Annotated in this window: 25 protein-coding genes; 17 read left to right on the top strand and 8 right to left on the bottom strand. The window is 39.9% G+C overall.

Annotated elements, in window-relative coordinates; translation table 11 throughout:
• Positions 1 to 463 precede the first annotated feature (463 nt).
• The 11 genes from L1994_RS00765 to L1994_RS00715 all read left to right on the top strand — a co-directional run bounded on the left by L1994_RS00765 (position 464) and on the right by L1994_RS00715 (position 11,342).
• Positions 464 to 1,210, top strand: coding sequence for a class I SAM-dependent methyltransferase (locus L1994_RS00765; RefSeq protein ID WP_278099797.1), 747 nt, complete (start codon positions 464 to 466; stop codon positions 1,208 to 1,210).
• Between the two features lie 176 nt (positions 1,211 to 1,386).
• Positions 1,387 to 3,162, top strand: coding sequence for an indolepyruvate ferredoxin oxidoreductase subunit alpha (gene iorA, locus L1994_RS00760; RefSeq protein WP_278100856.1), 1,776 nt, complete (start codon positions 1,387 to 1,389; stop codon positions 3,160 to 3,162).
• The gene (locus tag L1994_RS00755; protein ID WP_278099796.1) at positions 3,159 to 3,758 is read left to right on the top strand and encodes an indolepyruvate oxidoreductase subunit beta; all 600 of its coding nucleotides are present in this window, start codon (positions 3,159 to 3,161) and stop codon (positions 3,756 to 3,758) included. Before iorA ends, L1994_RS00755 begins: the two co-directional genes overlap by 4 nt.
• 216 nt (positions 3,759 to 3,974) lie before the next feature.
• On the top strand, positions 3,975 to 4,184 hold the full coding sequence (locus L1994_RS00750; protein WP_278099795.1) for a hypothetical protein: 210 nt from the start codon (positions 3,975 to 3,977) through the stop codon (positions 4,182 to 4,184).
• Between the two features lie 205 nt (positions 4,185 to 4,389).
• A complete protein-coding gene (locus L1994_RS00745; protein WP_278099794.1) occupies positions 4,390 to 5,193 on the top strand; it encodes a nitrilase-related carbon-nitrogen hydrolase in 804 nt (267 codons plus the stop codon).
• A gap of 13 nt (positions 5,194 to 5,206) precedes the next feature.
• On the top strand, positions 5,207 to 6,031 hold the full coding sequence (locus L1994_RS00740; RefSeq protein WP_278099793.1) for a metal-dependent hydrolase: 825 nt from the start codon (positions 5,207 to 5,209) through the stop codon (positions 6,029 to 6,031).
• 51 nt (positions 6,032 to 6,082) lie between these two features.
• Positions 6,083 to 7,285, top strand: a complete 1,203-nt coding sequence (thrC, locus tag L1994_RS00735; RefSeq protein WP_278099792.1) for a threonine synthase — start codon at positions 6,083 to 6,085, stop codon at positions 7,283 to 7,285.
• Positions 7,225 to 7,857: a DUF5803 family protein gene (locus L1994_RS00730; RefSeq protein ID WP_278099791.1), complete on the top strand. Its 633-nt coding sequence runs from the start codon at positions 7,225 to 7,227 to the stop codon at positions 7,855 to 7,857. Before thrC ends, L1994_RS00730 begins: the two co-directional genes overlap by 61 nt.
• 158 nt (positions 7,858 to 8,015) lie before the next feature.
• Positions 8,016 to 9,179 carry an iron ABC transporter substrate-binding protein gene (locus L1994_RS00725; RefSeq protein ID WP_278099790.1) on the top strand — a complete coding sequence of 388 codons (1,164 nt, stop codon included), beginning with the start codon at positions 8,016 to 8,018 and terminating at the stop codon, positions 9,177 to 9,179.
• Between the two features lie 259 nt (positions 9,180 to 9,438).
• Positions 9,439 to 10,509, top strand: a complete 1,071-nt coding sequence (locus L1994_RS00720; protein WP_278099789.1) for a FecCD family ABC transporter permease — start codon at positions 9,439 to 9,441, stop codon at positions 10,507 to 10,509.
• The gene (locus L1994_RS00715; protein ID WP_278099788.1) at positions 10,506 to 11,342 is read left to right on the top strand and encodes an ABC transporter ATP-binding protein; all 837 of its coding nucleotides are present in this window, start codon (positions 10,506 to 10,508) and stop codon (positions 11,340 to 11,342) included. The genes L1994_RS00720 and L1994_RS00715 overlap by 4 nt, the downstream gene beginning before the upstream one ends.
• Positions 11,343 to 11,378: 36 nt before the next feature.
• Here L1994_RS00715 and L1994_RS00710 read toward each other — a convergent pair whose 3' ends face one another.
• From L1994_RS00710 to nifS, 3 genes are all read right to left on the bottom strand, one after another.
• Entirely contained in the window at positions 11,379 to 11,660 is a 282-nt protein-coding gene (locus L1994_RS00710; RefSeq protein ID WP_278100855.1) for a dihydrofolate reductase family protein, read from the bottom strand.
• Between the two features lie 88 nt (positions 11,661 to 11,748).
• Positions 11,749 to 12,162, bottom strand: a complete 414-nt coding sequence (gene nifU / locus L1994_RS00705) for a Fe-S cluster assembly scaffold protein NifU (RefSeq protein WP_278099787.1) — start codon at positions 12,160 to 12,162, stop codon at positions 11,749 to 11,751.
• Positions 12,163 to 12,271: 109 nt separating this feature from the next.
• Positions 12,272 to 13,456 (bottom strand): cysteine desulfurase NifS, encoded by a 1,185-nt coding sequence (gene nifS, locus L1994_RS00700; protein WP_278099786.1) that lies wholly within the window; start codon positions 13,454 to 13,456, stop codon positions 12,272 to 12,274.
• Between the two features lie 216 nt (positions 13,457 to 13,672).
• Here nifS and L1994_RS00695 point away from each other — a divergent pair, with 216 nt between their 5' ends.
• Positions 13,673 to 14,563: an ATP-binding protein gene (locus tag L1994_RS00695; protein ID WP_278100854.1), complete on the top strand. Its 891-nt coding sequence runs from the start codon at positions 13,673 to 13,675 to the stop codon at positions 14,561 to 14,563.
• A gap of 27 nt (positions 14,564 to 14,590) precedes the next feature.
• Positions 14,591 to 15,391 carry an ATP-dependent sacrificial sulfur transferase LarE gene (gene larE / locus L1994_RS00690; RefSeq protein ID WP_278099785.1) on the top strand — a complete coding sequence of 267 codons (801 nt, stop codon included), beginning with the start codon at positions 14,591 to 14,593 and terminating at the stop codon, positions 15,389 to 15,391.
• A gap of 84 nt (positions 15,392 to 15,475) precedes the next feature.
• Here the strand turns inward: larE and L1994_RS00685 are convergent, their stop codons facing one another.
• Positions 15,476 to 16,150: a DUF5591 domain-containing protein gene (locus tag L1994_RS00685; RefSeq protein ID WP_278099784.1), complete on the bottom strand. Its 675-nt coding sequence runs from the start codon at positions 16,148 to 16,150 to the stop codon at positions 15,476 to 15,478.
• Between the two features lie 174 nt (positions 16,151 to 16,324).
• Here L1994_RS00685 and L1994_RS00680 point away from each other — a divergent pair, with 174 nt between their 5' ends.
• A complete protein-coding gene (locus L1994_RS00680) occupies positions 16,325 to 16,597 on the top strand; it encodes an ACT domain-containing protein (RefSeq protein WP_278099783.1) in 273 nt (90 codons plus the stop codon).
• A 50-nt stretch (positions 16,598 to 16,647) separates the two neighbouring features.
• A complete protein-coding gene (locus L1994_RS00675) occupies positions 16,648 to 18,012 on the top strand; it encodes a PFL family protein (protein WP_278099782.1) in 1,365 nt (454 codons plus the stop codon).
• A gap of 51 nt (positions 18,013 to 18,063) precedes the next feature.
• On the opposite strand, the gene L1994_RS00670 is transcribed toward L1994_RS00675, so the two are convergent.
• From L1994_RS00670 to L1994_RS00660, 3 genes are all read right to left on the bottom strand, one after another.
• A complete protein-coding gene (locus L1994_RS00670) occupies positions 18,064 to 18,966 on the bottom strand; it encodes a type II CAAX endopeptidase family protein (RefSeq protein ID WP_278099781.1) in 903 nt (300 codons plus the stop codon).
• Positions 18,967 to 18,974: 8 nt separating this feature from the next.
• Positions 18,975 to 19,811 (bottom strand): SDR family oxidoreductase, encoded by an 837-nt coding sequence (locus L1994_RS00665; RefSeq protein WP_278099780.1) that lies wholly within the window; start codon positions 19,809 to 19,811, stop codon positions 18,975 to 18,977.
• A gap of 72 nt (positions 19,812 to 19,883) precedes the next feature.
• Complete coding sequence (locus L1994_RS00660) at positions 19,884 to 20,678, bottom strand: acetoacetate decarboxylase family protein (RefSeq protein WP_278099779.1); 795 nt, start codon at positions 20,676 to 20,678, stop codon at positions 19,884 to 19,886.
• Positions 20,679 to 20,839: 161 nt separating this feature from the next.
• Here L1994_RS00660 and L1994_RS00655 point away from each other — a divergent pair, with 161 nt between their 5' ends.
• Positions 20,840 to 21,784 (top strand): alpha/beta fold hydrolase, encoded by a 945-nt coding sequence (locus tag L1994_RS00655; RefSeq protein WP_278099778.1) that lies wholly within the window; start codon positions 20,840 to 20,842, stop codon positions 21,782 to 21,784.
• An 87-nt stretch (positions 21,785 to 21,871) separates the two neighbouring features.
• Here L1994_RS00655 and L1994_RS00650 read toward each other — a convergent pair whose 3' ends face one another.
• Positions 21,872 to 22,516 (bottom strand): DUF2115 domain-containing protein, encoded by a 645-nt coding sequence (locus tag L1994_RS00650; protein ID WP_278099777.1) that lies wholly within the window; start codon positions 22,514 to 22,516, stop codon positions 21,872 to 21,874.
• 389 nt (positions 22,517 to 22,905) lie between these two features.
• Here L1994_RS00650 and L1994_RS00645 point away from each other — a divergent pair, with 389 nt between their 5' ends.
• Positions 22,906 to 23,679 carry a DUF169 domain-containing protein gene (locus L1994_RS00645; RefSeq protein WP_278099776.1) on the top strand — a complete coding sequence of 258 codons (774 nt, stop codon included), beginning with the start codon at positions 22,906 to 22,908 and terminating at the stop codon, positions 23,677 to 23,679.
• The last annotated feature ends 7 nt before the right edge of the window (positions 23,680 to 23,686 follow it).

Genomic DNA, 23,686 nt, shown 5'->3' with positions numbered 1-23,686 from the left:
CGTAAAAATAAACCATATAATTATCTTTAAAATTATATTTTAATTAATAAGGATAATTCTGCCCGGCACTTTTTTTTAAGATTATCAAATCTTTCTCATCTCATTAAATTCATATCATCTCATTTTTACATAAATTTGTTATGAAAGTCAAAATTCCTGATAGACTTATCATCACTTTTTTGTGTGATGAAAAAAGCTCATCATGTGCGTTTGCTATGAAAGTCAAAATCCCTGATAGACTTTCATCACTTTTTGTGTGATGAAAAAAGCTCATCATGTACGTTTTACATGAAAGTTACTTCGTAACTTACATGAAACAGTTAGCATGAAAAAAATTATCATGGACGTTTTCAATAAAGAGAATTAATGAATAGTTGTTTTTTAACCATAATAATATCATATATTTGTTTAAATGCTGATTCAACCACAAATTTAAAAGCAATTTGAAGATAAAAATAATTTAATGGAAGATTTTTTAATTTGCCGTCTTTTTGAAGGCATTCCAAGACAGGGACCGGGGGACAACGAACACACAGAAAAAGCATTCCGGATGATTCCTAAATTTCCAGAAAATGCAAAAATACTTGACATAGGCTGTGGAAAAGGAATGCAGACAATAGCACTTGCAAAACTCTGCCCGGAATGTCATGTAACAGCGACAGATATTTACCAGCCGTTTTTAGACGCACTTTCGAAAAATGCCAAAGAAGAGGGCCTTTCAGAGAGGATAACAACAATTTGTGCTTCAATGGATAACCTGCCGTTTGAAAAAGAAGAATTTGATATTATCTGGGCGGAAGGTTCAATATTTATAACAGGGTTTGAAAACGGAATTAATTACTGGAAGAAATTTTTAAAGCACGGCGGGTATATGTCAGTTTCTGACCTTGTCAAATTTAAGGAGGTCCTTTCAAAAGATGTAACTGATTTCCTAAACCAGTGTTCACCTGACATTTTAAATGAGGAAGAGACACTTTTGACCATTAAAAAGGCAGGACTTGAGACAATTGCAATGTTTAAACTTCCTGAAAATGTCTGGCATGAAAGTTTCTACAATTACATGAAAGAAAACAACAAAATTCTAAGAGAAGAGTATAAAGACAATCCTGATGCACTTTCAATTATTGATTTCAATGATCTCGAAATTAACGTTTATTCAAAACACGCCGATGAATACGGCTATACTTATTTCATAATAAAAAAACCCTAAAATTTTGTGATAAAGACGACTTTATCACAAAAGAGCTGACTAAATTAAGAATCTCTCTTTTTTAGAGCAAAAAAGGATATTCTTAGAACTTTTGGACAAATTGTTTTTCTCAATTTTTGCATAAAGAATCATCAGTCACATTAAATGCCACCAACTTACAAAACATTCTTCAGGTTATGGTTACGCGTTACATGCTTGGAAACGAGGCAATAGCACATGCCTGCTGTGAGGCAGACCTTGATTTTGCAAGCGGATATCCGGGTACGCCCTCCTCTGAAGTCATAGATACATTAAGGATTCAGAAAGAGCGTGATTTTTATATTGAATGGTCGGTCAATGAAAAAGTTGCCCTTGAAAATGCACTTGGGGCTTCATGGACCGGGGTCAGATGCCTTGTCACAATGAAGCATGTGGGCTTAAATGTCGCCGCAGACCCTCTTATGACAAGCGGCTATACAGGGATAAAAGGCGGAATGGTCATACTCTCAGCAGATGACCCTTACGCTCACAGCTCCCAGAACGAACAGGATTCAAGAAATTACGCAAAATTTGCAAAAATAATCTGTCTTGATCCTGCAAACGTCCAGGAAGCTCATGACATGATGAAAATATCTTATGAACTCTCAGAGGAGTTTTTGCTTCCTGTCCTTTTCCGCCCGACAACAAGAATATGCCACTCAAAGAGCAATGTAGAACTTTCCCCATCCGGAGAGGAGCACAGAACAGGACAATTTGAGAAGAATCCGGCCCAGTATGTGGTAATTCCGGTGCATACAAGAGTTCTTCACAAAAAACTCAATGAAAAACAGATCTCACTCTCAAAGAGGCTTTTGGAATTAAACCTAAACTTCGCCGAAATCAGAGGTAAAACTGCTGTTATCGCAGGCGGAATTGCCGCAGAGTATGTAAAGGAAATTATTCCGGATGACGTTTCATTTGCAAAAATAGGCGCATACCCGATAAACAGGGAATGGCTTTCTGAATTTGTAGAAAAACATGAAAAAGTCCTGGTAATAGAAGAACTTTCTCCCGTAATTGAAGAAGAGACAGCACAGGTTGCATGCAACGCGAAAATATTTGGAAAAATAAACGGTTGCGTTCCACACGAAGGTGAACTTGATCAGGCATCTGTTGCGCTTGCATTTGAAAAAGCAGGAATTAAATCAAAGAAATCCTTTGATGGAGAGATCCAGCCGGTTACAGGGCTTCCTCCAAGACCGCCGATTCTTTGTGCAGGATGTGCACATCGTGCGACATTTTATGCAATGAAAAAAGTCTTTGGCAAAAAGGCAGTTTATCCATCCGACATCGGCTGTTACACACTTGGAATCCAGCTTGGAACAGTTGATACAACTATATGCATGGGTGCTTCAATAACGGTTGGAAGCGGAATTGCACACTCAGGTGATGATTCTGATGTCGTGTGTACAATCGGAGACTCAACTTTCCTTCACACCGGAATTCAGGGTCTTTTAAATGCCGCATACAACGGGGCAAACATGACTGTTGTTATTCTTGACAACAGAATTACTGCGATGACAGGCCATCAGCCAAATCCCAATACAGGACTTACAGCAAAAGGTGAGGTTTCTCCTGTAATCTCAATTGACTCCATATGCCGTTCATGCGGCGTCTCATTTGTCGAAACAATAGATCCTTATGACTTAACAGCGATGCTCAACACTTTCAAAGCCGCAAAAGAGACAAAAGGAGTAAAAGTAGTTATTTCACGTCAGCCCTGTGTCATTGCGGCAAGAAGGCAGGGAATAAAAAGAAGAGCCTTTTCAGTAAATACAGAAGCCTGCATCGGATGTGGTGCCTGTGTTAAATTTGGATGCCCTGCAATTGAGTTTTACGATGAAAAGGCATCTATAAATGAGCTTTGCTCAGGATGCGGAGTCTGTGCAGACATATGTCCGAAAGGTGCTATAACACAGGAGGTTTCAAAATGACCAATAATCCTGATGAAAGTTTTGATTTAATGATTGTGGGAGTTGGAGGTCAGGGAACAATTCTTGCCTCAAATGTTATAGGAGAAGCATGTCTTATTGAAAGGCGCGACGTTCGTTCTGCAGAAACTCATGGAATGGCACAACGTGGAGGTTCGGTTGAAACCCACATCAGAATTGACGGGAAATACGGGCCGCTCATATCTTTCGGATGCGCTGATCTAATTATCTCCTTTGATCTTTTAGAAGCCCTCAGATATCGCCACTTCCTAAAACCAAATGGTACAATAGTCTCTGCCGAAGGAATTGTTGTTCCTGTGTCAGCCTTTCAGAACAATCTTGAGATTTTATCTTCTGACCAGATTAAAGAGAAGTTATCAGACGTAAAACTAATAACAATTGATGCAGAAGATACAGCACTAAAAGCAGGAAATATTCTTACCAGAAACATTGTTATGCTTGGCGCCGCATCAGGTTTTATTCCCTTAAAGAAAGAATCACTTCTTGAGGCTGTAAGAAGGCTTGTTCCAAAAAAGACAGTAGAAATCAATGAAAAAGCATTTATTCTCGGTTGTGAAACAGGAGAGAGATTAAAGTAAAAGATAGAGGGGCTTTTTTTTAAAAAACGTTTATGAAACCAGTGCAGGAAATATAATTTCATGGACGTTTTCAGGGAAATTTTCTTTATTTTTTACAAAAAGGCATAAAAATAAAATTTAATTTCTATATTGTTGAAATACAGAAATAATCTTTTATAATCATATAGATTACAAACGCTTAAAAAAGAGAATACAAATATAATTCTTTACGAAAAAATGTCAGAAAAATTAGTTTATGGAGGAGCAATTCTTTCCGGAGGAAGTTTAATAATATCAGGACTGCTCATAGCACTCATGATCCTGGTAAAAAATGAAGGCAATAGTCCGGGAGATTTCATATATATTCTGCCATTAATGGCATTACTTTTAATAGCAGGCGTTGCTGCAATAATATATGGTTCACGCGATGAAAATACAAAACCCTAATCAATCAACTCAAATACTCAGAAAATGTCCATGAAACAAATGTTTCAGAGAACTTTTCATTTAAAACATTTATAAAATTATATTTCATGTAACCGTGCATGAACTGAGAATTTCAGGAACGTTTTTTTGAAAAAAAGCAATCAGGCAGTTTTTCTTTAAAAAAATTTAGGTAATTAATATATAATATCTGCAGTTATTTTTTATAATGTCTGTATTAAAACTCTGTCTGGCCCAGACAAATCCGGTATGGGAAAAACCGGAAAAAAACCTGTCAAAATTTTTAAGCTATACAAAAGAAGCATCAAAAAACAATGCAGATATAATCATTTTTTCCGAACAGGCCGCAACAGGATGGAATCCGCTTTCAGATAAAAACATATCAGATGAAAACGGACCAATTCCAAAGGCATTCTCCGCCATTGCATCTGAATTTAATATCGGAATACTGGGTGCTTTTCGTGAAACAGGTAAAGATTTAGAGAAGCCAAAAAACACATCTGTCTTTTTTTCAGATTCCGGAGAAATTCTCTCAAAATACTCTAAAATTCATCTTTTCAATCCGGGAGGTGAAAACAAATGCTTCTCACCGGGAGATGTTCCCTCTTCTTTTACTTATAAAGGAGTGAAATTCGGTCTTTCTATCTGCTATGATCTCCGGTTTTCTGATCTTTTTACATACTATGCAAAAGAAGGCTGTGGATGCGTTTTTGTTCAGGCAGCATGGCCAAAACTCAGAATGGATCACTGGAGAACTTTCATTCACTCAAGAGCAATTGAGAATCAGTTCTTTATTGCTGGGATAAATACAACAGGCAAAACACCGGTAGATGAATATTGTGGAGGCTCAACTTTAGTCGGACCATCTGGAGAGACTGTTTTGGAGGCTGACGAAAAAGAAGGGCTTTTCTATGGAGAAATTGACACACAAATTGTTTTGAATAAAAGAGATATTTTTAATTCACTTTCAGACCGCAGGGATGATTTATACATAGAATGGCAGAAAAAATAGATCTTTAATTATTATGAGAGGTGAGCAGCATGTATTTTACAGCCTCCTTTCAGCAGTAATTTTTCTTCCCCTTATTGCAAAAACCGGTGATCCTTTATTTCTACTGCTGATATCAATCGGAATTTTTATAGGCTCACTTGCACCTGATGCAGATGCGGCAGACTCTGCAATAATGCACGGGCTTTCAGGCGGACGCGGAAATATCAGGACATTAAGGCGGCACACTGTTCTTGTGCTTCCGTTTTTTGGATACCTCATCAGATATTTTATTTATTTTCCGGTATCGCTGTTTGTTTATATAGTTACATTCGGAAGGGTAAAGCCAAAACACAGAGGACTTTTACACTCGCTGTTTGGGATTATCACTGCATCTGCTCTTCTTCTTATTTACATAACAATAATTTCCGGCCTTTTTTCAAATCTTCTGGAGCTTTTTATCAGGGGAGGTTTTTCAGACACAAATGCGGGTGCCATAACAGGCATAACAGGCGGTGTTTATGAAACTTCTCCTGGAGATTTTTTTTCCAGCAGGCCAGAGGCAGTTTTTTGCACTGGAATTTTAGCCGGCGCTTTTCTTCATCTTCTTGAAGATTCGTGCACCCACAGCGGAGTTTTTTGGCTTTTTCCATTTAAAAATACGAAAATTTCAGGCACAATAATCCCAAAATCCAAACGAAACTGGCTGATTGTTTTAGTCCTTGGAACAGCCGCTTCAGCGTCTCTTTTCGCAGGTATTAACTATCAAAGCCCTGAGCTCTATTTAAAAATACTTCCGGCATTAATCTTTATTCTGGCCTGGATAGTTGTCCTTTTTATCTCCGGTTCACTTAAGAGATAAACAGGTTTTATCCATCATCTATAACTTCTCTAAAAGCACAAATTCATAATCATGTTTCGTCTTGTCTGTGTAAACTGTGGCGCAGAATACGACCAGAATGAGATAATATACAGATGTAAAAGCTGCAATCATCTGCTGACCGTAAAATACGACCTCGATTCACTTGAAATATCCCGCTCCGAATGGGAGAAAAGACCGCTTCGTCTATGGAAATACAAAGAGCTTCTGCCTGTTCAGGGAGAGCCTGTTTCACTTCAGGAGGGTGGAACGCCACTTTACCATCTCAAAAGAATTGGTGAGGAATTAGGACTTAAAAACCTCTATGCAAAGCATGAAGGAATGAATCCGTCGGGTTCGTTTAAGGACAGAGGTATGACAGTCGGCGTTTCAATGGCGCTTCAGCTTGGAATGAAAACTGTTGCCTGTGCCAGCACAGGTAACACCTCCGCAAGTCTTGCTGTATATGCGGCGAAGGCCGGAATACCGGCTGTTGTTCTTTTGCCGGCAGGAAAAGTGGCTCTTGGAAAAGTAGCGCAGGCACTTATGCACGGCGCAAAAGTCATTGCAATCAGAGGAAACTTTGACCGTGCACTTGAGATGGTGCATGATCTCTGCATCTCTGAAGGCCTGTATCTTCTAAACTCAGTAAACCCCTATCGTCTTGAAGGTCAAAAGACCATTGGTTTTGAGGCAGTTGATCAGTTGGGCTGTGTTCCGGACAGATTTGTACTTCCGGTCGGAAACGCAGGAAACATATCAGCGGTTTACAAAGGTCTTTTAGAGTATCAGGCTTTAGGATTTACAGATTCACTTCCAAAGATGACCGGAGTCCAGGCAGAAGGATCAAGTCCTGTAGTTGAGGCTATAAAAAAGAACCTTGATGTGCTTATTCCGGAAAAAAACCCAGAGACAATTGCAACCGCAATAAGGATTGGTGCACCTGTGAATGCTGAAAAAGCATTAACTGCAATAAGGGCTACAGGAGGCTGTGCACTGTCTGTCACAGACGATGAGATTCTTGCAATGCAGCGTGACCTTGCAAGAAAAGAAGGAATAGGCGTTGAACCTGCATCAGCCGCATCTGTAGCCGGAATTAAAAAGATGGCAGAAGAAGGCCTTTTAGATGCTGACGAAAAAATAGTATGTGTGGTTACAGGACACCTCTTAAAAGATCCTGAAACTGTGATAAAACAATGCGAACCTCCAACCGAGATAGATCCAGATTTAGAGTCGCTTCTTGCAGTATTGCGCTGATATTATTATCAGCCCTTCTGGTTTTTTCCGCATCCGGACTGAATGCCTCATATTTTGTATATGATAATGCAACAGGCTATCATGCCGCTGTTGAAATAACTGACTCAGAAAGGCATGATTTTATAAAACCCGGAATTTTGGGAGAAAAAGTGCCTCTGGAAGTGTCAAACATTACACTTCTTTATGAAAACCAGACTTCTGCAGAATTTAAGAATATCGGGAGGAGCATTTCGTTTGAAAAGGGAAATTATACCGTTGTTTTTGATGCAAAAGTGTCTAACAAAAATTTCCAGGCTCTATTCGGGACGAATTATAATATAACGCTTCATCTTCCGCCGGGTTATGATGTGAGAAATCCGCTTCTTGGAATGGTCAGCAGTGGAGGCAATGTTGAAACATCCGAATTAAACGGAAATGAAACAATAATTATCGAATGGACTAAAAAGACTTTTTGTGAGGCCAGGTTTTACGATGATTTCCAGTTAGAGCTTTTAATAATATTTGGTACATTCTGGATGGCCATTGCTGTTATATTCCTTGTTCCTTACATTATGACACGTAAAAAAGAATAAATATCCTGAATTTTTTCCCCTAAATTTTTTAAATTTCCTTTATAATCAGTCCTCGCCCGTATAATCAGTTTTAAAAAAATTTACAGACTTTAGATTTTTTTAGTCTCAAAAATAAAAATCAATAGTTATATTTACTATTCTTTTTACAATAAGTATGTATGGATATTATTAAAGGTTCTTTTCGTATTACTATCCTTACAATAGTGCTGATTTGCATTACAGCTTTTGCAGGCTGTGTTGACAATTCAAAAGAAACATCAGGTGATATTTCAGGAAATAGTGATGTTATATCAGTTACTGACAACTTTGGAAGAGAGATAGTTGTCCCTTCAGATGTCAAAAGTGTCTTGTGCTCGGGTTCCGGGTGTATGAGATACCTTGTATACCTGCAGAGTCAGGATCTGGCAGTCGGTGTTGACAGCATTGAAAAAGAATGGAGAGAGATAGAAGGAAGGCCTTATGCTCTTGTACACAGGGAAAAATTGTATGAACTTCCGCTCTTTGGCGAATATCGCGGCAAAGACGATCCTGAAAAGGTTATTGACATCTCACCAGACCTTGTATTCAAAACAGGCTCAACCGGCACATCCTATGGAACAAGCGGTGCCGAGGCAGACACACTTTCAGCGAAAACAGGCATTCCTGTTGTGGCATTTCCATATGGATCACTTAAAAATCAGGCTGAAAAGGATGAGTTTTACTCCGGTCTTCGCCTCATGGGAAAAGTGCTTGGAAAAGATGAGCGTGCAGAGGAGGTAATTTCTTATATAGAGGATATAATGGCAGATCTTAAATCACGAACCAAAGGAATACCTGAGGATGAATTTAAAAGAGTATACGTTGGCGGAGTTTCATCTGCAGGGGCTCATGGAATTATATCAACCGAACCTGCATATCCGCCGTTCTTATGGGTTAATGCAGATAATGTCGCATCCGGCCTTGGCTCAGCACACGTTGATGTTGCAAAAGAGGCAATAATTGACTGGGACCCGGATTACATATTCATAGATGTCTCAACAATCCAGATGGAAAACAGCGGTGCAATAGGTCAGCTGAAAAACGATCCTGCACTAAAAGGCCTCACTGCAAAAAAAACAGGTAATGTGTACGGTGTTCTTCCGTACAATTTCTACAATGCAAACTACGAAACAGTATTTTCTGATGCTTACTTTATCGGAAAAATACTCTACCCTGAGCGTTTTTCAGATATAAATCCTGAAGAAAAGGCAGATGAAATCTACACATTCTTCGTAGGCGAGCCTGTACTGGATGAACTGAATTCACAGTTTAACAATACCGGCTTTTCAAAGATTGATATCTGACAAGAACGATTAAGAGCTTTAAAAGCGGAATAAAGAGCTTTTACTCTTAAATTTTTTTGATTTCAGAGTTTTTGATAAACAATAAGTTTCATAAGGATTTAGAAATAAGTAATTTTATTTATTTTAACATAGAAAATAGATCAGAAATAGTATGATAAAATAAAATTTTCGTAACCATAGCAAAAATTCAGATATTAATTTAAATGATACCAAAATAATCCTGAAATTTCAGGAAAATTCGAAACGGAGAGAAATCAGCTTGCATCTTGACAACGGAAAAATCCCTGAGGATTATTTAAGATATACCCATAAAAAATTGTGCTGGATAATCGGAGGGATTGTCACATTATTCTTCCTTTTGATAATTTCAATATCACTTGGAGCAGTATCCATACCACCAATAGAGGTCATTATGACACTTCTTGGTCAGAATCCGGGAACAAAGGCTGATTCAATCATATGGCATGCACGCCTCCCACAGGCCTTAACAGCTATAGTTGCAGGAGCAGGTCTTTCAGTTGCAGGCGTTGCCATGCAGTCGATTCTCAGAAACCCGCTTGCATCACCTTTCACTCTTGGAATCTCAAACGCCGGTGCATTTGGTGCGGCGTTTGCAATAATTTTCCTTGGCACAGGAACACTCACCTCAACCACTGCAGGTGCAGTCATAATAAACAATCCATATCTTACAACAATTTCAGCTTTTGTCTTCTGCATGCTTGCAACAATTGCAATTATTGCGATTGCAAAGATTAAGGCATCATCTCCGGAGGTTGTAATCTTATCAGGTGTTGCTTTGTCTTCTTTGTTCACAGCCGGCGTTATGTTCCTTCAGTACTTCTCTGATGACTCACAACTGGCGGCGGTTGTTCACTGGACATTTGGTGATGTTGGAAGGGCAGGCTGGCCTGAATTCTGGCTGATGTCTTTTGTAACCTTTGCTGCATGCATCTACTTCATCTTAAACCGCTGGAACTACAACGCCATGGATGCCGGAGATGAGACAGCAAAGGGTCTTGGTGTAAATGTTGACAAATTAAGAAACGCAGGAATGATTGTCGCCGCACTTGTAACTGCAATACTTGTTTCTTTTCTGGGCGTAATCGGATTTGTAGGGCTTGTCTGTCCGCATATGGTCCGCCGCATAATCGGTGATGAACAGAGATACTTAATCCCGGGCTCAATTGTTATGGGAAGTCTTCTTCTGCTCGCATCTGATACTGTAGCCCGCCTTATTATGGCGCCATACGTCCTTCCGGTTGCAATCTTAACCTCATTTCTGGGAGCGCCGGTCTTCATATATCTTCTAATAAAGGGGTATCACAGATGATTCTATCAGTTGACGAACTTCAGTTTATGTACAGGAACAAAAATGTGCTTGACAACATAGCCTTCTCAATAACAGAGGGCGAAATTGTAGTCATTTTAGGACCTAACGGTGTCGGCAAAACAACGCTTTTAAAATGCCTGAACAGAATTTTAGTTCCAAAGCAGGGCGTTGTAAAAGTAGCCGGCGACTGCATATCCTCGCTTGAGGTTATGGAGATTGCAAGGCGCATCGGATATGTTCCCCAAAGGGTTGAAACCGGAAGGCTTACCGGATTTGATGCGGTTCTTCTTGGAAGAAGACCTCATATCGGATGGGACATAACCGATAATGACTTGAAAATCGTTGATGCGGCGTTTTCAAAGTTCATGATTGACCACCTCAGGCTGCACTACATTGACGAAATGAGCGGTGGTGAGCTTCAGATGATTGCAATCGCCCGTGCATTTGTTCAGGAGCCAAAGATTCTGCTCCTTGACGAGCCGACAAGTGCACTTGATTTGAAAAACCAGGTGGAAATTTTAGATAAAATCAGAAATATCGTGACAGAGCATAATATTGCGGCTGTAATGACGATGCATGACTTAAATACCGCTCTTCGATATGCCGACCGGTTTATCTTCCTAAAAGACAGATCGGTTCACGCCTACGGCGACAGAAGTGTTATAACAGAGGCTGAAATAGAAGCGGTTTACGGACTTCCTGTGTCAATCGGAGAACTATGGGGAGTGCCGTGTGTAATCCCGCAGTACCTGTGCAGTGCAATTCCTCCTGACAAAACTGATGAATTTTCAGAAATCAACCCGTATGAGAAAAAAGACGGCGTTTTAATTTGAAATTTCTTTAATACCCTTATAAGATAGCCGTAAAAATTAATTTTTCTGCTTTTGTACTGAATAAAGGCAGTGAATAATCCCGTTTTCTTTGCACTCAGTCTTTAAAAGCTCAAACTCCATAGAAACTGTCACATTTTCAAAGAGTTTTCTATAATTTTCTCCGGCAATTTCAGGATATATCAGAAGGCTTAACTTTGACGGGATGCCTTCGTTTATCAAAACTCCGTTTAAGATGCTTCCACTATCAGATATTAATCTTTTAAAACCAAACCTTTCCCCAAGTTTAACAAGAGCAGTTTTAAAGTCAATTAATGTTATCAGAATCTCTTCAGACAGAAATTTGAAAAAAAAAGATGATATTAATATATTAAATTTATTAAGACGATTCTTTGATAATTAATATTTTTCAGTGGTGATGCTCTTTTCCTTCCTTTTCCTCCCATGGAGAAAGGCCCTGCTTTATCCGGTAGTCGTTTATTGCCTTGTGGATTGCATCCTCTGCAAGGACAGAACAGTGCACCTTCTGCGGCGGAAGCCCTTCTAACGCCTCGACCACAGCCTTGTTTGAAAGCTCCCATGCTTCTTCAAGAGTCTTTCCTTTGATAAGTTCGGTTGCCATGCTTGACGATGCTACTGCCGCCCCGCATCCAAAGGTCTGAAATTTCACATCTTCAATAATGTTGTCAGAAACTTTGATGTAAATCTTCATTATATCGCCACAGGTTGGATTCCCTTCCTCTCCAATCCCGTCAGCATCCTCTATTTTTCCCTGATTTCTTGGGTTTTCAAAATGATCCATTACTTTTTCGCTGTAATCCATAAAAATCACATCTCCTAAATATTTATTTTCCTCTTGATTTTTGTTTATTTAATACTGCCTTTAATACTGCCCCGGTCAGGATTTCTGCCGAAAAACCGGATTGCTTTTTTTATTCAGTCCGAAGTTCATCAGGTGTTAAAGGCGACATATTTCTAAGCTTTTGTACAACCTCAGGAACTGTTTTCAAAACATATGATACATCATCATCCCCTGTCATATCACCGATTGTAAGCCTAAGTGATCCATGCACAATCTCCTGCGAAAGACCACAGGCAGTAAGGACATGCGAAGGCTCAAGGGATGATGAGTTGCACGCACTTCCGGTTGATGCACAGATTCCCCTCCTGTTAAGCATTAAAAGAATCGATTCTCCTTCAATAAATTCAAAGACTATATTGACATTGTTTGAAAGACGCATTTTCGGATGACCGTTGAGATGCGAGTACGGAATCTTTAAAAGGCCGTCAATTAGCCTGTCCCTAAGTTTTATCAGGCGTTTATTTGTCTCTTCCATCTCAGAAACAGACAGTTCCAGTGCAAGTCCAAGACCAACAATTCCCGGCACATTCTCAGTTCCGGCACGCCTCTTTCTCTCCTGATCGCCGCCGTGCATTAAAGCATCAGTCTTCACTCTTTTTCCGATGTAAAGCGCTCCAGTTCCTTTTGGCCCTCCGAATTTATGTCCTGACATTGAGAGCATATCGATGTTCATCGCCAAAACATCAATCGGTACATGACCTACTGCCTGTACAGCATCGGTGTGAAACAAAACCCCGTTTTCGCGAGCAATTTTACCAATCTCTGCAACCGGCTCGATAGTTCCGATTTCGTTGTTTGCAAACATTATCGTGATTAAAATAGTATCATCACGAATTGCATCTTTGACATCTTTTGGGTTTACAAGTCCGTATTTGTCAACAGGAAGATATGTGACAGAAAACCCCTGCTTTTCAAGCCAGCGGCATGTGTGTGACACGGCATGGTGCTCAATTGAACTTGTTATGATGTGCATACCCTTATCGCGGTTTGCAAAAGAAACACCCTTAATCGCCCAGTTGTCAGACTCAGTTCCGCCGGATGTGAAATATATCTCCTTTGGCTGTGCACCAATTGCCTCTGCAACCTGAATGCGGGCTTTTAAAACCGCTTCGCGTGACACCTTTGCAAGATCATAAAGAGAAGACGGATTTCCAAAGTTCTCTTTTAAAAAAGGCAGCATTGCTTCAAAAGCCTCGAATCTTAAAGGTGTTGTTGCGGCATTATCCATGTATATCATACGCTTATTCTGATCCATTTTTTTCCTTGTCCAGTTTTACTATTTATACAAAAAAATAACTTCTGATAAAATATCTTTTCTCAAACATTTTTCCTCCGGGTTTTGTAATTAAACCTAAGACCTGAAATAAAAAGATGCAAAAAAGATATTGCGAATAAGGGCATCATATCTGTCTTGCGAAAGACGGGAAATAGTGGAATACTAAAAGGAATAAATTCAAAGGCGGTAACAGAGATGATGCGAAAGATAATCAAAATTGATGAGAAGAAATGCAACGGATGCGGGGAATGCATACCTGACTGTCCTGAAGGTGCATTACAGCTCATAGAGGGAAAAGCAAGGCTTGTAAGTGATCTCTTCTGTGACGGACTTGGGGCATGCATTGGAACCTGCCCACAGGGTGCAATCACAGTAATTGAGCGTGAAGGAGAGCCCTATAATGAAAAAGTTGTTATGGAAAATATCGCACGTCAGGGTCAGGCAGTTATTAAGGCTCATCTCGAACACCTCGCCTCTCACGGCGAGAAGGATTACTACAATACAGCAGTTGAATATCTAAATCAGAACAAAATCCAAATACCTGAGCATGAAAACACCGGAATAAGCGACTTCGATAAACCTACAGCAGAGAGTTTTTCAAAAGATCAAAATATCCAAAACAGTTCATGTCCGGGCTCTTTTGAAAGAACACTGAAAAGAAATGGAGCTGTCAGTTCTGTTAAAAAAACTTCACAGGAAAAAATAAATTTTGCTGAATCAGAACTTCGCCAGTGGCCGATACAACTGAAGCTTTTAAATCCGTCATCAACATTCTTCGATTCCGCCGATCTTTTAATAGCCGCCGACTGTGTATCTTTTGCATACGGCAGTTTCCACCCTCAGTTTTTAAAGGGAAAAATTCTGATAATATTCTGCCCGAAACTGGACTCAGATATTGAAGGATACATTGAAAAACTTGCAGAAATATTCTCAACTCATGAGATAAAATCAATAACAGCTCTTCACATGGAAGTTCCCTGTTGCAACGGCATCCGGATAATAATCGACAGGGCTCTTAAAAAGGCAGGAAAAACGATTCCAATAGAGGATATTACAATAAATATCAACGGAAGTATCAGGGATTAAACCAATAGGCAGTCTTAAAGTTTAAAAATGAATTCAACAGCAAAGGAAAAATACGAATTTTTAAAGAAAATTCTAAGCTCAAAGGAAAAAATCGCCGTTGCATACTCAGGCGGTGCTGACAGTGCACTTTTATCTGCAATCGCCGCATCACTTCCGGGGACTGATGCAGTCGGAATATTTCTAAATAGCCCGCTTGTTCCAGAAAGAGAATATGAATCTGCAATAAAAACAGCAGAAGAGATAGGAATTTTGCTTATTGTCGTTGATTTTGATCCTCTCTTTATAGATGGATTTTCAAAGAACCAAAAAAAACGCTGTTACTTATGTAAAAAAGAGATGATGAAAATAATTAAAGGTACAGCAGAACAAAACGGGATTTCTGACATTGCCGACGGGCTTAATGCATCTGATATTTCAGAATTTCGCCCCGGAATCCCGGCATGTGAAGAAGAAGGTGTCTGGCATCCCTTTGTGGACGCTGATATCACAAAAAAAGACATCAGGGAAATATCACGCTCACTTGGATTTTCCTTTGCAGATAAGCCTTCATCAGCCTGCCTTGCATCAAGGATTCCCTACGGCGATTTGATTACGGCTGAAAAACTTAAAATTATAGAATCTGCTGAAGAAGTACTCTTCAGCCTCTGTCTTTCAACTGTAAGAGTAAGAGCTCATGGCGATATTGCAAGAATTGAAACTTCTATTGATGACTTTGAAAAAATACTTAAAAACAGGGAATTAATAGCAGGAGAATTTAAAAAGCTGGGCTTTTCCTACATCTGCCTTGATGTTGAAGGATTCAGAAGCGGAAGTCTGGACAGACCTTAGTTTTGTTATAGCCGGACTTTAACATTATATCACTCTCTATCGCTTCATATTACCTGATCTTCATATTACCTGATATTTGTAATTTCAAGGGTTACTTTTTTTTGAGTTTCTGAATTTTTGCAACTCATCGCAGAATTCACCAAGATAATCATCCATTGAAAGACTGCCCTCCTGGAATGTGCAGTCCTCTTCTTCAATAACCCTCTGAATTTTTTCAACAGAGGGAAGAATCAGGTCAATTGGAACACCCGACTTTTCAGCGCCTCTTATCATTGACTCTCTAAAAAGCCCGAGACAGTAGGCAACACGGTATTTGTAGACATCTTTTGTTTTTTCAAGGTATGCGGCAACCCTGTCGGTCTCGATTCTTAAAAAATCATCCCTTATTTTTTGATCATTGACTTTTCCAAGCATGTATTTGTAGTGGGCATAAGGATACATCTCCTCAAGCTCGCCGGGTATTACTCCGCATGTTCCAAAGACAACAATGTGATACATTTCAGGCGGCAGAACCTGCGATATTATCATCCGGATTAACTTATGACTCGGACTCTGGCTGTATGGTTTTTTTACAGCACATGGCAGAAAGATTGCAATGTCTTTTTTTTCAACCTCATACTCATCAATAATAAACCTGTGCGACTTTTCAAATTCAGGCAGGTAAAAGGGAGGATCGGTTAGTAACGGCTTTTTATTATCGCCATCTGGTGTAGATGTGCTCGTTTTCGAATTGTGATTTCCTGATTCATCCCGTTTCATATATGCTCCTTTATCATTTAGCCTGTCGTTAAAATAAATCAATTCATGAAAAAAGCTTTTGCAGTAAAGACAACTCATAACATTGAAATTTTTTTACAAACTGCTTTGAGACTCGTATTAATGACTTATGAAAACAAATAGATAAACCACCATAATACAGGATACTGACAAAGCATGAAAAAGACCATAATTACCGTTGTCGGAAAAGATGCGGTTGGAATAATCGCAAAAGTCTGCACATATTTAGCAGAAAACCAGATAAATATCGAAGATATCTCACAGACGATTGTTCAGGGGTATTTTAACATGATGATGATAGCAGACGCTGAAAAATCCACAAAGTCATTTGATGAGATGTCATCAGAACTGGAAAAAATCGGCGATATGATCGGTGTTAAAATCAGATGCCAGCACGAAGATATCTTCACAAAAATGCACCGCATCTGAATATCTGAAATTAACCAAAATTAACAGGAAATTATAACAGGGGATTTTAAATGGTCAATATTTTCGAGGTCTATGAGACAAACAAGATGATTGAGCAGGAGAAGCTTGACGTAAGGACAATTACGATGGGAATCAGCCTTCTTGACTGCATCGACTCTGACCCCGACACCCTAAACAAAAATATTTACAACAAAATTAAAGGCAAAGCAAAAAACCTTGTCTCAACAGGAAGGGAAATTGAACGCGAATACGGAATTCCGATTGTCAACAAAAGAATTTCTGTAACCCCCGTCTCCCTTATAGGAGCAGGTGCCTGCAAAACACCGGATGATTTTGTAGAAATTGCAAAAACGCTTGATAAAGCGGCGGCAGACACCGGAGTTAACTTTCTCGGAGGCTACTCGGCGCTTGTCTCCAAAGGAATGACACTCTCTGATGAAAACCTGATACGCTCAATTCCAAAGGCGCTATCATCCACAGAGAGGGTCTGCAGTTCGGTAAACATCGGCTCAACAAAAACAGGAATCAATATGGATGCCGTAAAGCTGATGGGAGAGATAATTAAAGAGACTGCTGAGGCTACAAAGGATACTTATTCATTCGGGTGTGCAAAACTGGTTGTGTTCTGTAACGCTCCTGACGATAATCCGTTCATGGCAGGAGCATTTCACGGCGTTACAGAAGGAGACGCTGTAATAAACGTAGGTGTATCAGGCCCTGGTGTTGTAAAGCGTGCACTTGAAAAAGTCCGTGGAGAAAACTTTGAGGTTTTGTGTGAAACTGTCAAGAAAACGGCGTTTAAGGTAACCCGTGTCGGCCAGCTTGTAGCACAGGAGGCATCTGAAAGGTTAAATGTTCCTTTTGGAATTGTCGATCTCTCCCTTGCGCCGACACCTGCGGTTGGTGACAGTGTTGCAGAAATCTTAGAGGAGATGGGCCTTGAATCAGTCGGCGCTCCTGGAACAACCGCCGCACTCGCACTTTTAAACGATCAGGTGAAAAAAGGCGGAGTTATGGCAAGCTCTTTTGTCGGCGGACTTTCTGGTGCTTTTATTCCGGTTAGCGAGGATCAGGGAATGATTGACGCTGTAAACAGAGGAGCATTAACACTTGAAAAAATGGAGGCCATGACATGTGTATGCTCGGTAGGTCTTGACATGATTGCAATTCCCGGAAGTACTTCGGCATCGACAATATCAGGCATAATTGCAGATGAGGCTGCAATCGGGATGATAAATCAAAAGACAACTGCAGTCAGACTTATTCCGGTTATCGGGAAAGACGTTGGAGATACTGTTGAATTCGGAGGTCTGTGGGGGCATGCACCAATACAGAGTGTAAACAGATTTGACTGTTCTGACTTCATAAACCGCGGCGGAAGAATTCCTGCACCGATTCACAGTTTCAAAAATTAATTTTTTTTAAAACCTGTTTTGGTATTCATACAGTTTCTGCTATCTTAAATCTCATTCATTGTGCCGGATGAATCCGGCAGTGCCAAAATAATTTGATTCTGATTTTGGCAAAAGCCCTCTGAAATGCCAGAATATGACCGCAATTATAATGTAGATTACTGCACAGGCCCAGCCAAACTCTCCAAGCATCATCTCAGAGGTCTGTGTAGGAATTGTTAATGCAGGATAGAAAATCTGAATGAAATAATTCCATAACCCATGGAATAAAATTGCAGTGAAAATACTGCCTGACTTCAGTCTGAGCCACGCAAGAATCAGCCCGGCACCCATAACAGAGGGAACAAAAACCATAACTGAATACCATAAAGGCCCTGCACCATTGTATGTTGAAAAAAATATGAGCGGGAAATGCCAGACAGTCCATATTGCGCCGGATATCAGTGCAAGTTTAGTAAACCCTGTGCATTTGGCCATTTCAGGAACAAGAAGACCTCTCCATCCAATCTCCTCTCCTGCGGCCGCAAAGAGATTGAATAAAACTGCAGTGAAAAAAACCGGAAAAAACCCTGTGCTAAAGATAATTACAAAATTATCATAGTTAAACTCTGCAACAGAAAAAATCCATGCAGAGCCAAACATTAAAAGTCCTGCACCTATTGGAAGTACAACTGATAAAACCAGCCAGACAGGTTTTCCAGTGCAAAATCCAAAACCTTTCAGATCACGCTGAAAAATAAGACGCGTTGCAATTGCAGAGATGCCGGGACACCACATTGTAAATATTGTGAAAAAGTATGCATTCTGGTAATTTCCGGCAGAAGTATACAAAGTAGTAAAGTACCATCCAAAAGTGCTTAGAATAAGAGTTAAAACTAAAAAAAGAATGATTTTTTTCTTTGCACTGCTCTCAAAAGGATATTTATCTTTGAATGAATCTGCTTTTAAAACTGACATAATCCTGATTAGAAATATGAACCCTTGTTTTCGAAGGCTTCTCTTCGTTCATGAGCCATTTTAAAAAGATGCTCTTCAACTTCATTGCTTCCCAAAACATATCCTTTCCACATTTCCGTGTAAGGCTCCTCCGGCACAATTATGATTCCCTTTTTCTCTGAAACACGGTCAAGAATATAAGATGCCGCTTTGTCTGCCGGATATGCATCATCAGGTATTCTTAATTCCCCACGGGCTACTCCGTCAACTCCCTTGTTGAATATTGCGGTTGCAATATTTGCCGGGCAGATTACGGAGAAGAAAAGGCCTTTTTCGGCATATTCATACTTTAAGCACTCAGTCATTCCTGTAACTCCGTATTTTGTTAAAGAGTATAATGCCTGAAAAGGAGGCGGAACGATTCCTGCAATAGAGCCTGTATTGACAATGTGACCTGAACCCTGTTTAAGCATATAAGGTACTGCTTCTGAGACACCATAGATGACACTCCAGATGTTGACATCTATTATTTTTTTCCAGTCCTCATATGTTGCCTTATCAAACGGCATTGTTCCTCCGACACCTGCGTTGTTGAACAAAACATCTATTCGTCCGGCTTCTTTTACAACACCTGAAATTCCTGTTTCAACATCTTTTTGGACTGAAACATCCATGATAAGCTCTCTGGCCCGATCTCCGTATATTGAGAAGTCATCTTTTGCTTTGGCAATTTTTTCAGGACTTCTTCCTGCCAGATAAACAATTCCGCCTCTTTTTAAAATTTCGGCTGATATTGCATAGCCGATTCCTGAATTTGCACCTGTTACAATGCAGATTTTATCTTTGAAATAATCATTGTCTGTCATAATATACCCTCTTTCCTTAACTTCTATTGCTCTTTTTTTTAATTCCGGTCTGATTTTGATTTTTCCGGTTTTTTACTCAATCACTCTTGCACCGGTTGCATGCAGGAAGGTATCTCCTTCAAACAAAACCGAATTTATTATCTTTTCAACCGGAAGAGCCGCAATGCTGTTTATGATGTAGTACTGCGAAGGATTTTGCATAGGAGTCAGGCTTGTCCATTTCAGGCTTCCTCTTCCTTCGATAGCACTCTCGACCTTCATTCCCTGCGGATAAAGGATAAACTGACTGAGTTCTGCACCGGGCGCTCCGACTTTGGGGATATATCTCCAGCCTATTGTGTTTAGTGACGAAAATTCTTCTTTTATGGCATCCAGATTTTCGCCCTGAATCTCTTCTTCTGCTAAAAAGTCAAGATTTAAAAAAGTATTTCCCTCATAACTGGCATTTGTGGCATAATGGGGCTTTTGTATGTGGAGATCCTCAATATCGGCATAAATTTTAGGAATGCCTGTCTGTTCACGTCCGCCAAGAATCGGTGCTGTTTTGTTCTCCCATACAACAAGAGTGTATGAGCCTTCAAGAGTGTCTTTTTTGCCTGTGAAACGGACAGGCGATGCAATGTTAATTAGGTTGTACATTCCACCCTGCATCCAGTCAATCTCTGTAAATTTGCTAAAGACAACCTGCACTTTTGGCGACAGAAGCTCAAATTCCTCTGGAATATACTGTTCAAGAAGTTTTTTTTCGGTTTTGTAGGTAAGTGTAAGGGTTGTTGTTCTCTGATGCACAACCCTTTCCGGGTCAAATCTGCCGCCTCCAAAATGTGCAGGCATAAGATATGTTGAATCATTGCGCAGTTTGAACATGATATAATATGAAAATATAATTTAAATAATATATAGTTTTTTGATTGTTTTTAGTTCCTGAATTATTGTTTTGGGTTTTGGTTTGGAAGTTATTTCGCTTACAAGAACTGTTATCAGCGATCTGCAAAAATTAATGTCTGTAAAGACTTAAGTTTCATCATATGTATGAACAAAAAGAAGCAGAGCCGGCATCTGATTTTTTAGCTGAAGACAAATTTGCCTGCGAAGCAGGTATTGAATTAATAAAAGCAGAAAATGGCATTGCCCGTGTTTCAATGAAAATTGAGGAGAAGCACAAAAACAGTCACGGAACAGTCCACGGCGGTGTTGATCAGTGTCGTGCGGCAATTGACTTTGCAGGCTCTGATTTCAGGCTTCTATCAGTCTCCCGCCCGGGATTCCTCGGTACACCGCTTGAAAGCGGAAAGTCTCTTGATGAACAGGCAGATCTTTTTGCAGCAGTTCTCGACGAGCTTGGGATAGATAAAGTTGCGGTATTCTCAATATCTGCCGGCGGTCTTGCAGCATACACCTTTGCAGCCCGCCACCCGGACAGGATCTGGGCTCTTATTACAGCTGATTCAATAAGCGGTTATTATGATCTGCCGGAAACAGCAGGACCGGTTGCCCAGATTATCTTCCTTTCCGATCCCGGACAGAAACTCCTGCAGAAGATGACAAAAGCAAAGCCTGATTCATTCATAAAAGAGATCTTCAGGAGCGAGGCGTATTACACAAAGGAGCAGATGAAAAAACACCTTGATTTTGTCTTAAATGACCCGTATGCACACGAATTCGTTACAGCTTTCATGAATACAATGTATCCCTACAAGCCCCGCAAAGCAGGCACGATGAACGACGTAGATATCAGCCGGACTATCCGCCACCTGCCTGTTGAAAAGATCAAATGCCCGACACTTGTTGTACACGGAACACATGACGCAGACGTAAAGTTCTATGACGGCGTCTATGCCTATGAACATATCAAAAATGCAGAGCGTATCTGGGTTGAAGAAGGCTCCCACCTTTGCTTCTGGATAAACCCTAAGTCAAAAGAGGTACAAAAATACGCTCTTGACTTTCTAAAAAGAAATATACCCAAATAATTTTTAAAATTAAGTATACCCCGGTACTAATATCCCGGGCATACCAGGGGAAATTTTTTGCAGGCTCTATAAAATCACTGCTAAAATTTACCCGTTATAATGATGGAAATCAAAGGTCTTTTTAAGATATTCCTGTTTTCGATGCTCGCTTCCCTTAACAGGCGGCTTTAAGTAGCCTGATTCAGGGGTTTGTTTTGCAGGGCAAAACGGGCACAGAGCAGAGTCAACATCGCCGGATTTATCCCTTACAGGGCAGTAATACACACCATCTAATAATGAAACGGCATCACCGCCAGGAAACGGCATTCCAACAGGATGCGGCGGAACTTCTAAAACATAAATTGAAAATCCGGCAAGAAGATATTTTAAAAAGCGGATGCGGCAGATTTCCGGATTTACATCACAATTTTTTGCACATTCACGGGCAGTCATCACCCAAAATTCTCCTGCCTTTTTAGAAAGTTCATCTTTCATCGGCGAAAATCCGCCCTGCTGGCTTAACAGGCGGATTTTTTCCCAGGTTTGATACAGATACTCCCTTATTGTTTTTTCAAGCTTTTTTTTGTAGGAAACATCTATACCCCGGACACTTTCAGAAAAGTTCCACTCCATCCGTTTAAGATCTCGCTGAGTGTAGTTTTGAACAATTTTGGAAATCCCCGTGCCTAATTCGCCGCGTGTGTGAAGGTTTGCAAGCTTTCTGCACTCATCACTGATGTTTAAGTCAGCCATATCTTTTGCTCCGTAAATTAAAGTAAACGAAAATTTTTAGATTCTTAAGGATTTTTTTTAAATTACCCGGTTACTCATTTTTTAAATTTAAAATAATTTCTTATATCTTTTTTAGATTTTACCTTCTGACTGAAATATTTTTCCGGAGATTTGAACTGATAAAATTAGCGGGAAACTAACAACATAATTTCCTTATTTTTTTAAAGAATTATCCTTTGCATCTGAAAATTTGTCTCTGAAACAAAAATTGATAAATCCTGTTTTTTTAGACATTATCTTTTTTTGCACCTTCAATCAGGTACCTTTTGGATAGTTACAGATGAATGATACTTTATGGCCGGTATCTTGTGTGCGGTATCTTTTTCGTCTCGGACGTTTACAGATTGGACATGGACATATTACTTCGCGACAGATTCACTGAATCGTGGGAGAAGTATTTTCCCGGTTCAGATCTTCCGGTTTCAATTGAATTTAAAGACAATGCAGATGATGGCGAACTTGTAGAGACTCCCCGCGGGTGGAGGTGTATAATCTGCCAGATTGCAAAGGCAAGAAGCGGGGATTCAATTGTATTCACAGAAAAATCAATAACCTGCGGCGGCGGTCTTCGGTATTCAGGATATTCAGATTCGATTCATTTAAACTTCAGGTATTTCCTCTCATACGGAAAAAAAGGCATTGTAGATGGTGAAAGATACAAACAAACGCCTGAAATTGTCGATGACTGGGAAAAGCAAATCCCAAAATATCCGCCGCATAAAAAATACCTTCACATAAAGCGATGGGACAAACTAAAAGAAAACGACAATCCCGAAGTTATTGTATTTTTCGCCCGCCCTGAAGTTATGAGCGGTCTTTTCACACTTGCAAATTATGACCAGTCGTCACCCTTCGGTGTAATCTGCCCGATGGGTTCCGGCTGTAGTTCAATTCTTCTCTACCCCTGGCTTGAACAGCAAAAAGACGAGCCAAAAGTCGTTTTAGGGATGTTTGATCCCTCTGCAAGAAAATGTGTTCCAAATGATATATTCACAATGGCTTTTCCAATGAAGAGATTTGAGACAGTAATCGGATTTATGGATGAGAGTTTCTTAATAACTCCTCAGTGGAAAACCGTTTTGAAAAAGATTCAAAGAAGTACAGAGATTAACAATAAAAATTGAGAATTTA

Source organism: Methanomicrobium antiquum, assembly GCF_029633915.1.
Classification (GTDB): Archaea; Halobacteriota; Methanomicrobia; order Methanomicrobiales; family Methanomicrobiaceae; genus Methanomicrobium; species Methanomicrobium antiquum.
Note: the sequence above shows the minus strand (reverse complement) of the source record. Positions and strands in the feature narration are given on the sequence as shown.

Bases quoted from the DNA above. Each gene is read 5' to 3' on its own strand.
- L1994_RS00645 (WP_278099776.1), top strand. From the start codon at position 22,906: ATGGACATATTACTTCGCGACAGATTCACTGAATCGTGGGAGAAGTAT.
- L1994_RS00745 (WP_278099794.1), top strand. From the start codon at position 4,390: ATGTCTGTATTAAAACTCTGTCTGGCCCAGACAAATCCGGTATGGGAA.
- L1994_RS00675 (WP_278099782.1), top strand. From the start codon at position 16,648: ATGGTCAATATTTTCGAGGTCTATGAGACAAACAAGATGATTGAGCAG.
- nifU (WP_278099787.1), bottom strand. From the start codon at position 12,162: ATGGATTACAGCGAAAAAGTAATGGATCATTTTGAAAACCCAAGAAAT.
- L1994_RS00680 (WP_278099783.1), top strand. From the start codon at position 16,325: ATGAAAAAGACCATAATTACCGTTGTCGGAAAAGATGCGGTTGGAATA.
- larE (WP_278099785.1), top strand. From the start codon at position 14,591: ATGAATTCAACAGCAAAGGAAAAATACGAATTTTTAAAGAAAATTCTA.
- L1994_RS00660 (WP_278099779.1), bottom strand. From the start codon at position 20,678: ATGTTCAAACTGCGCAATGATTCAACATATCTTATGCCTGCACATTTT.
- L1994_RS00670 (WP_278099781.1), bottom strand. From the start codon at position 18,966: ATGTCAGTTTTAAAAGCAGATTCATTCAAAGATAAATATCCTTTTGAG.
- L1994_RS00715 (WP_278099788.1), top strand. From the start codon at position 10,506: ATGATTCTATCAGTTGACGAACTTCAGTTTATGTACAGGAACAAAAAT.
- L1994_RS00685 (WP_278099784.1), bottom strand. From the start codon at position 16,150: ATGAAACGGGATGAATCAGGAAATCACAATTCGAAAACGAGCACATCT.
- iorA (WP_278100856.1), top strand. From the start codon at position 1,387: ATGGTTACGCGTTACATGCTTGGAAACGAGGCAATAGCACATGCCTGC.
- L1994_RS00730 (WP_278099791.1), top strand. From the start codon at position 7,225: ATGCGAACCTCCAACCGAGATAGATCCAGATTTAGAGTCGCTTCTTGC.
- L1994_RS00740 (WP_278099793.1), top strand. From the start codon at position 5,207: ATGAGAGGTGAGCAGCATGTATTTTACAGCCTCCTTTCAGCAGTAATT.
- nifS (WP_278099786.1), bottom strand. From the start codon at position 13,456: ATGGATCAGAATAAGCGTATGATATACATGGATAATGCCGCAACAACA.
- L1994_RS00765 (WP_278099797.1), top strand. From the start codon at position 464: ATGGAAGATTTTTTAATTTGCCGTCTTTTTGAAGGCATTCCAAGACAG.
- L1994_RS00750 (WP_278099795.1), top strand. From the start codon at position 3,975: ATGTCAGAAAAATTAGTTTATGGAGGAGCAATTCTTTCCGGAGGAAGT.
- L1994_RS00655 (WP_278099778.1), top strand. From the start codon at position 20,840: ATGTATGAACAAAAAGAAGCAGAGCCGGCATCTGATTTTTTAGCTGAA.
- L1994_RS00650 (WP_278099777.1), bottom strand. From the start codon at position 22,516: ATGGCTGACTTAAACATCAGTGATGAGTGCAGAAAGCTTGCAAACCTT.
- L1994_RS00695 (WP_278100854.1), top strand. From the start codon at position 13,673: ATGATGCGAAAGATAATCAAAATTGATGAGAAGAAATGCAACGGATGC.
- thrC (WP_278099792.1), top strand. From the start codon at position 6,083: ATGTTTCGTCTTGTCTGTGTAAACTGTGGCGCAGAATACGACCAGAAT.
- L1994_RS00665 (WP_278099780.1), bottom strand. From the start codon at position 19,811: ATGACAGACAATGATTATTTCAAAGATAAAATCTGCATTGTAACAGGT.
- L1994_RS00725 (WP_278099790.1), top strand. From the start codon at position 8,016: ATGGATATTATTAAAGGTTCTTTTCGTATTACTATCCTTACAATAGTG.
- L1994_RS00755 (WP_278099796.1), top strand. From the start codon at position 3,159: ATGACCAATAATCCTGATGAAAGTTTTGATTTAATGATTGTGGGAGTT.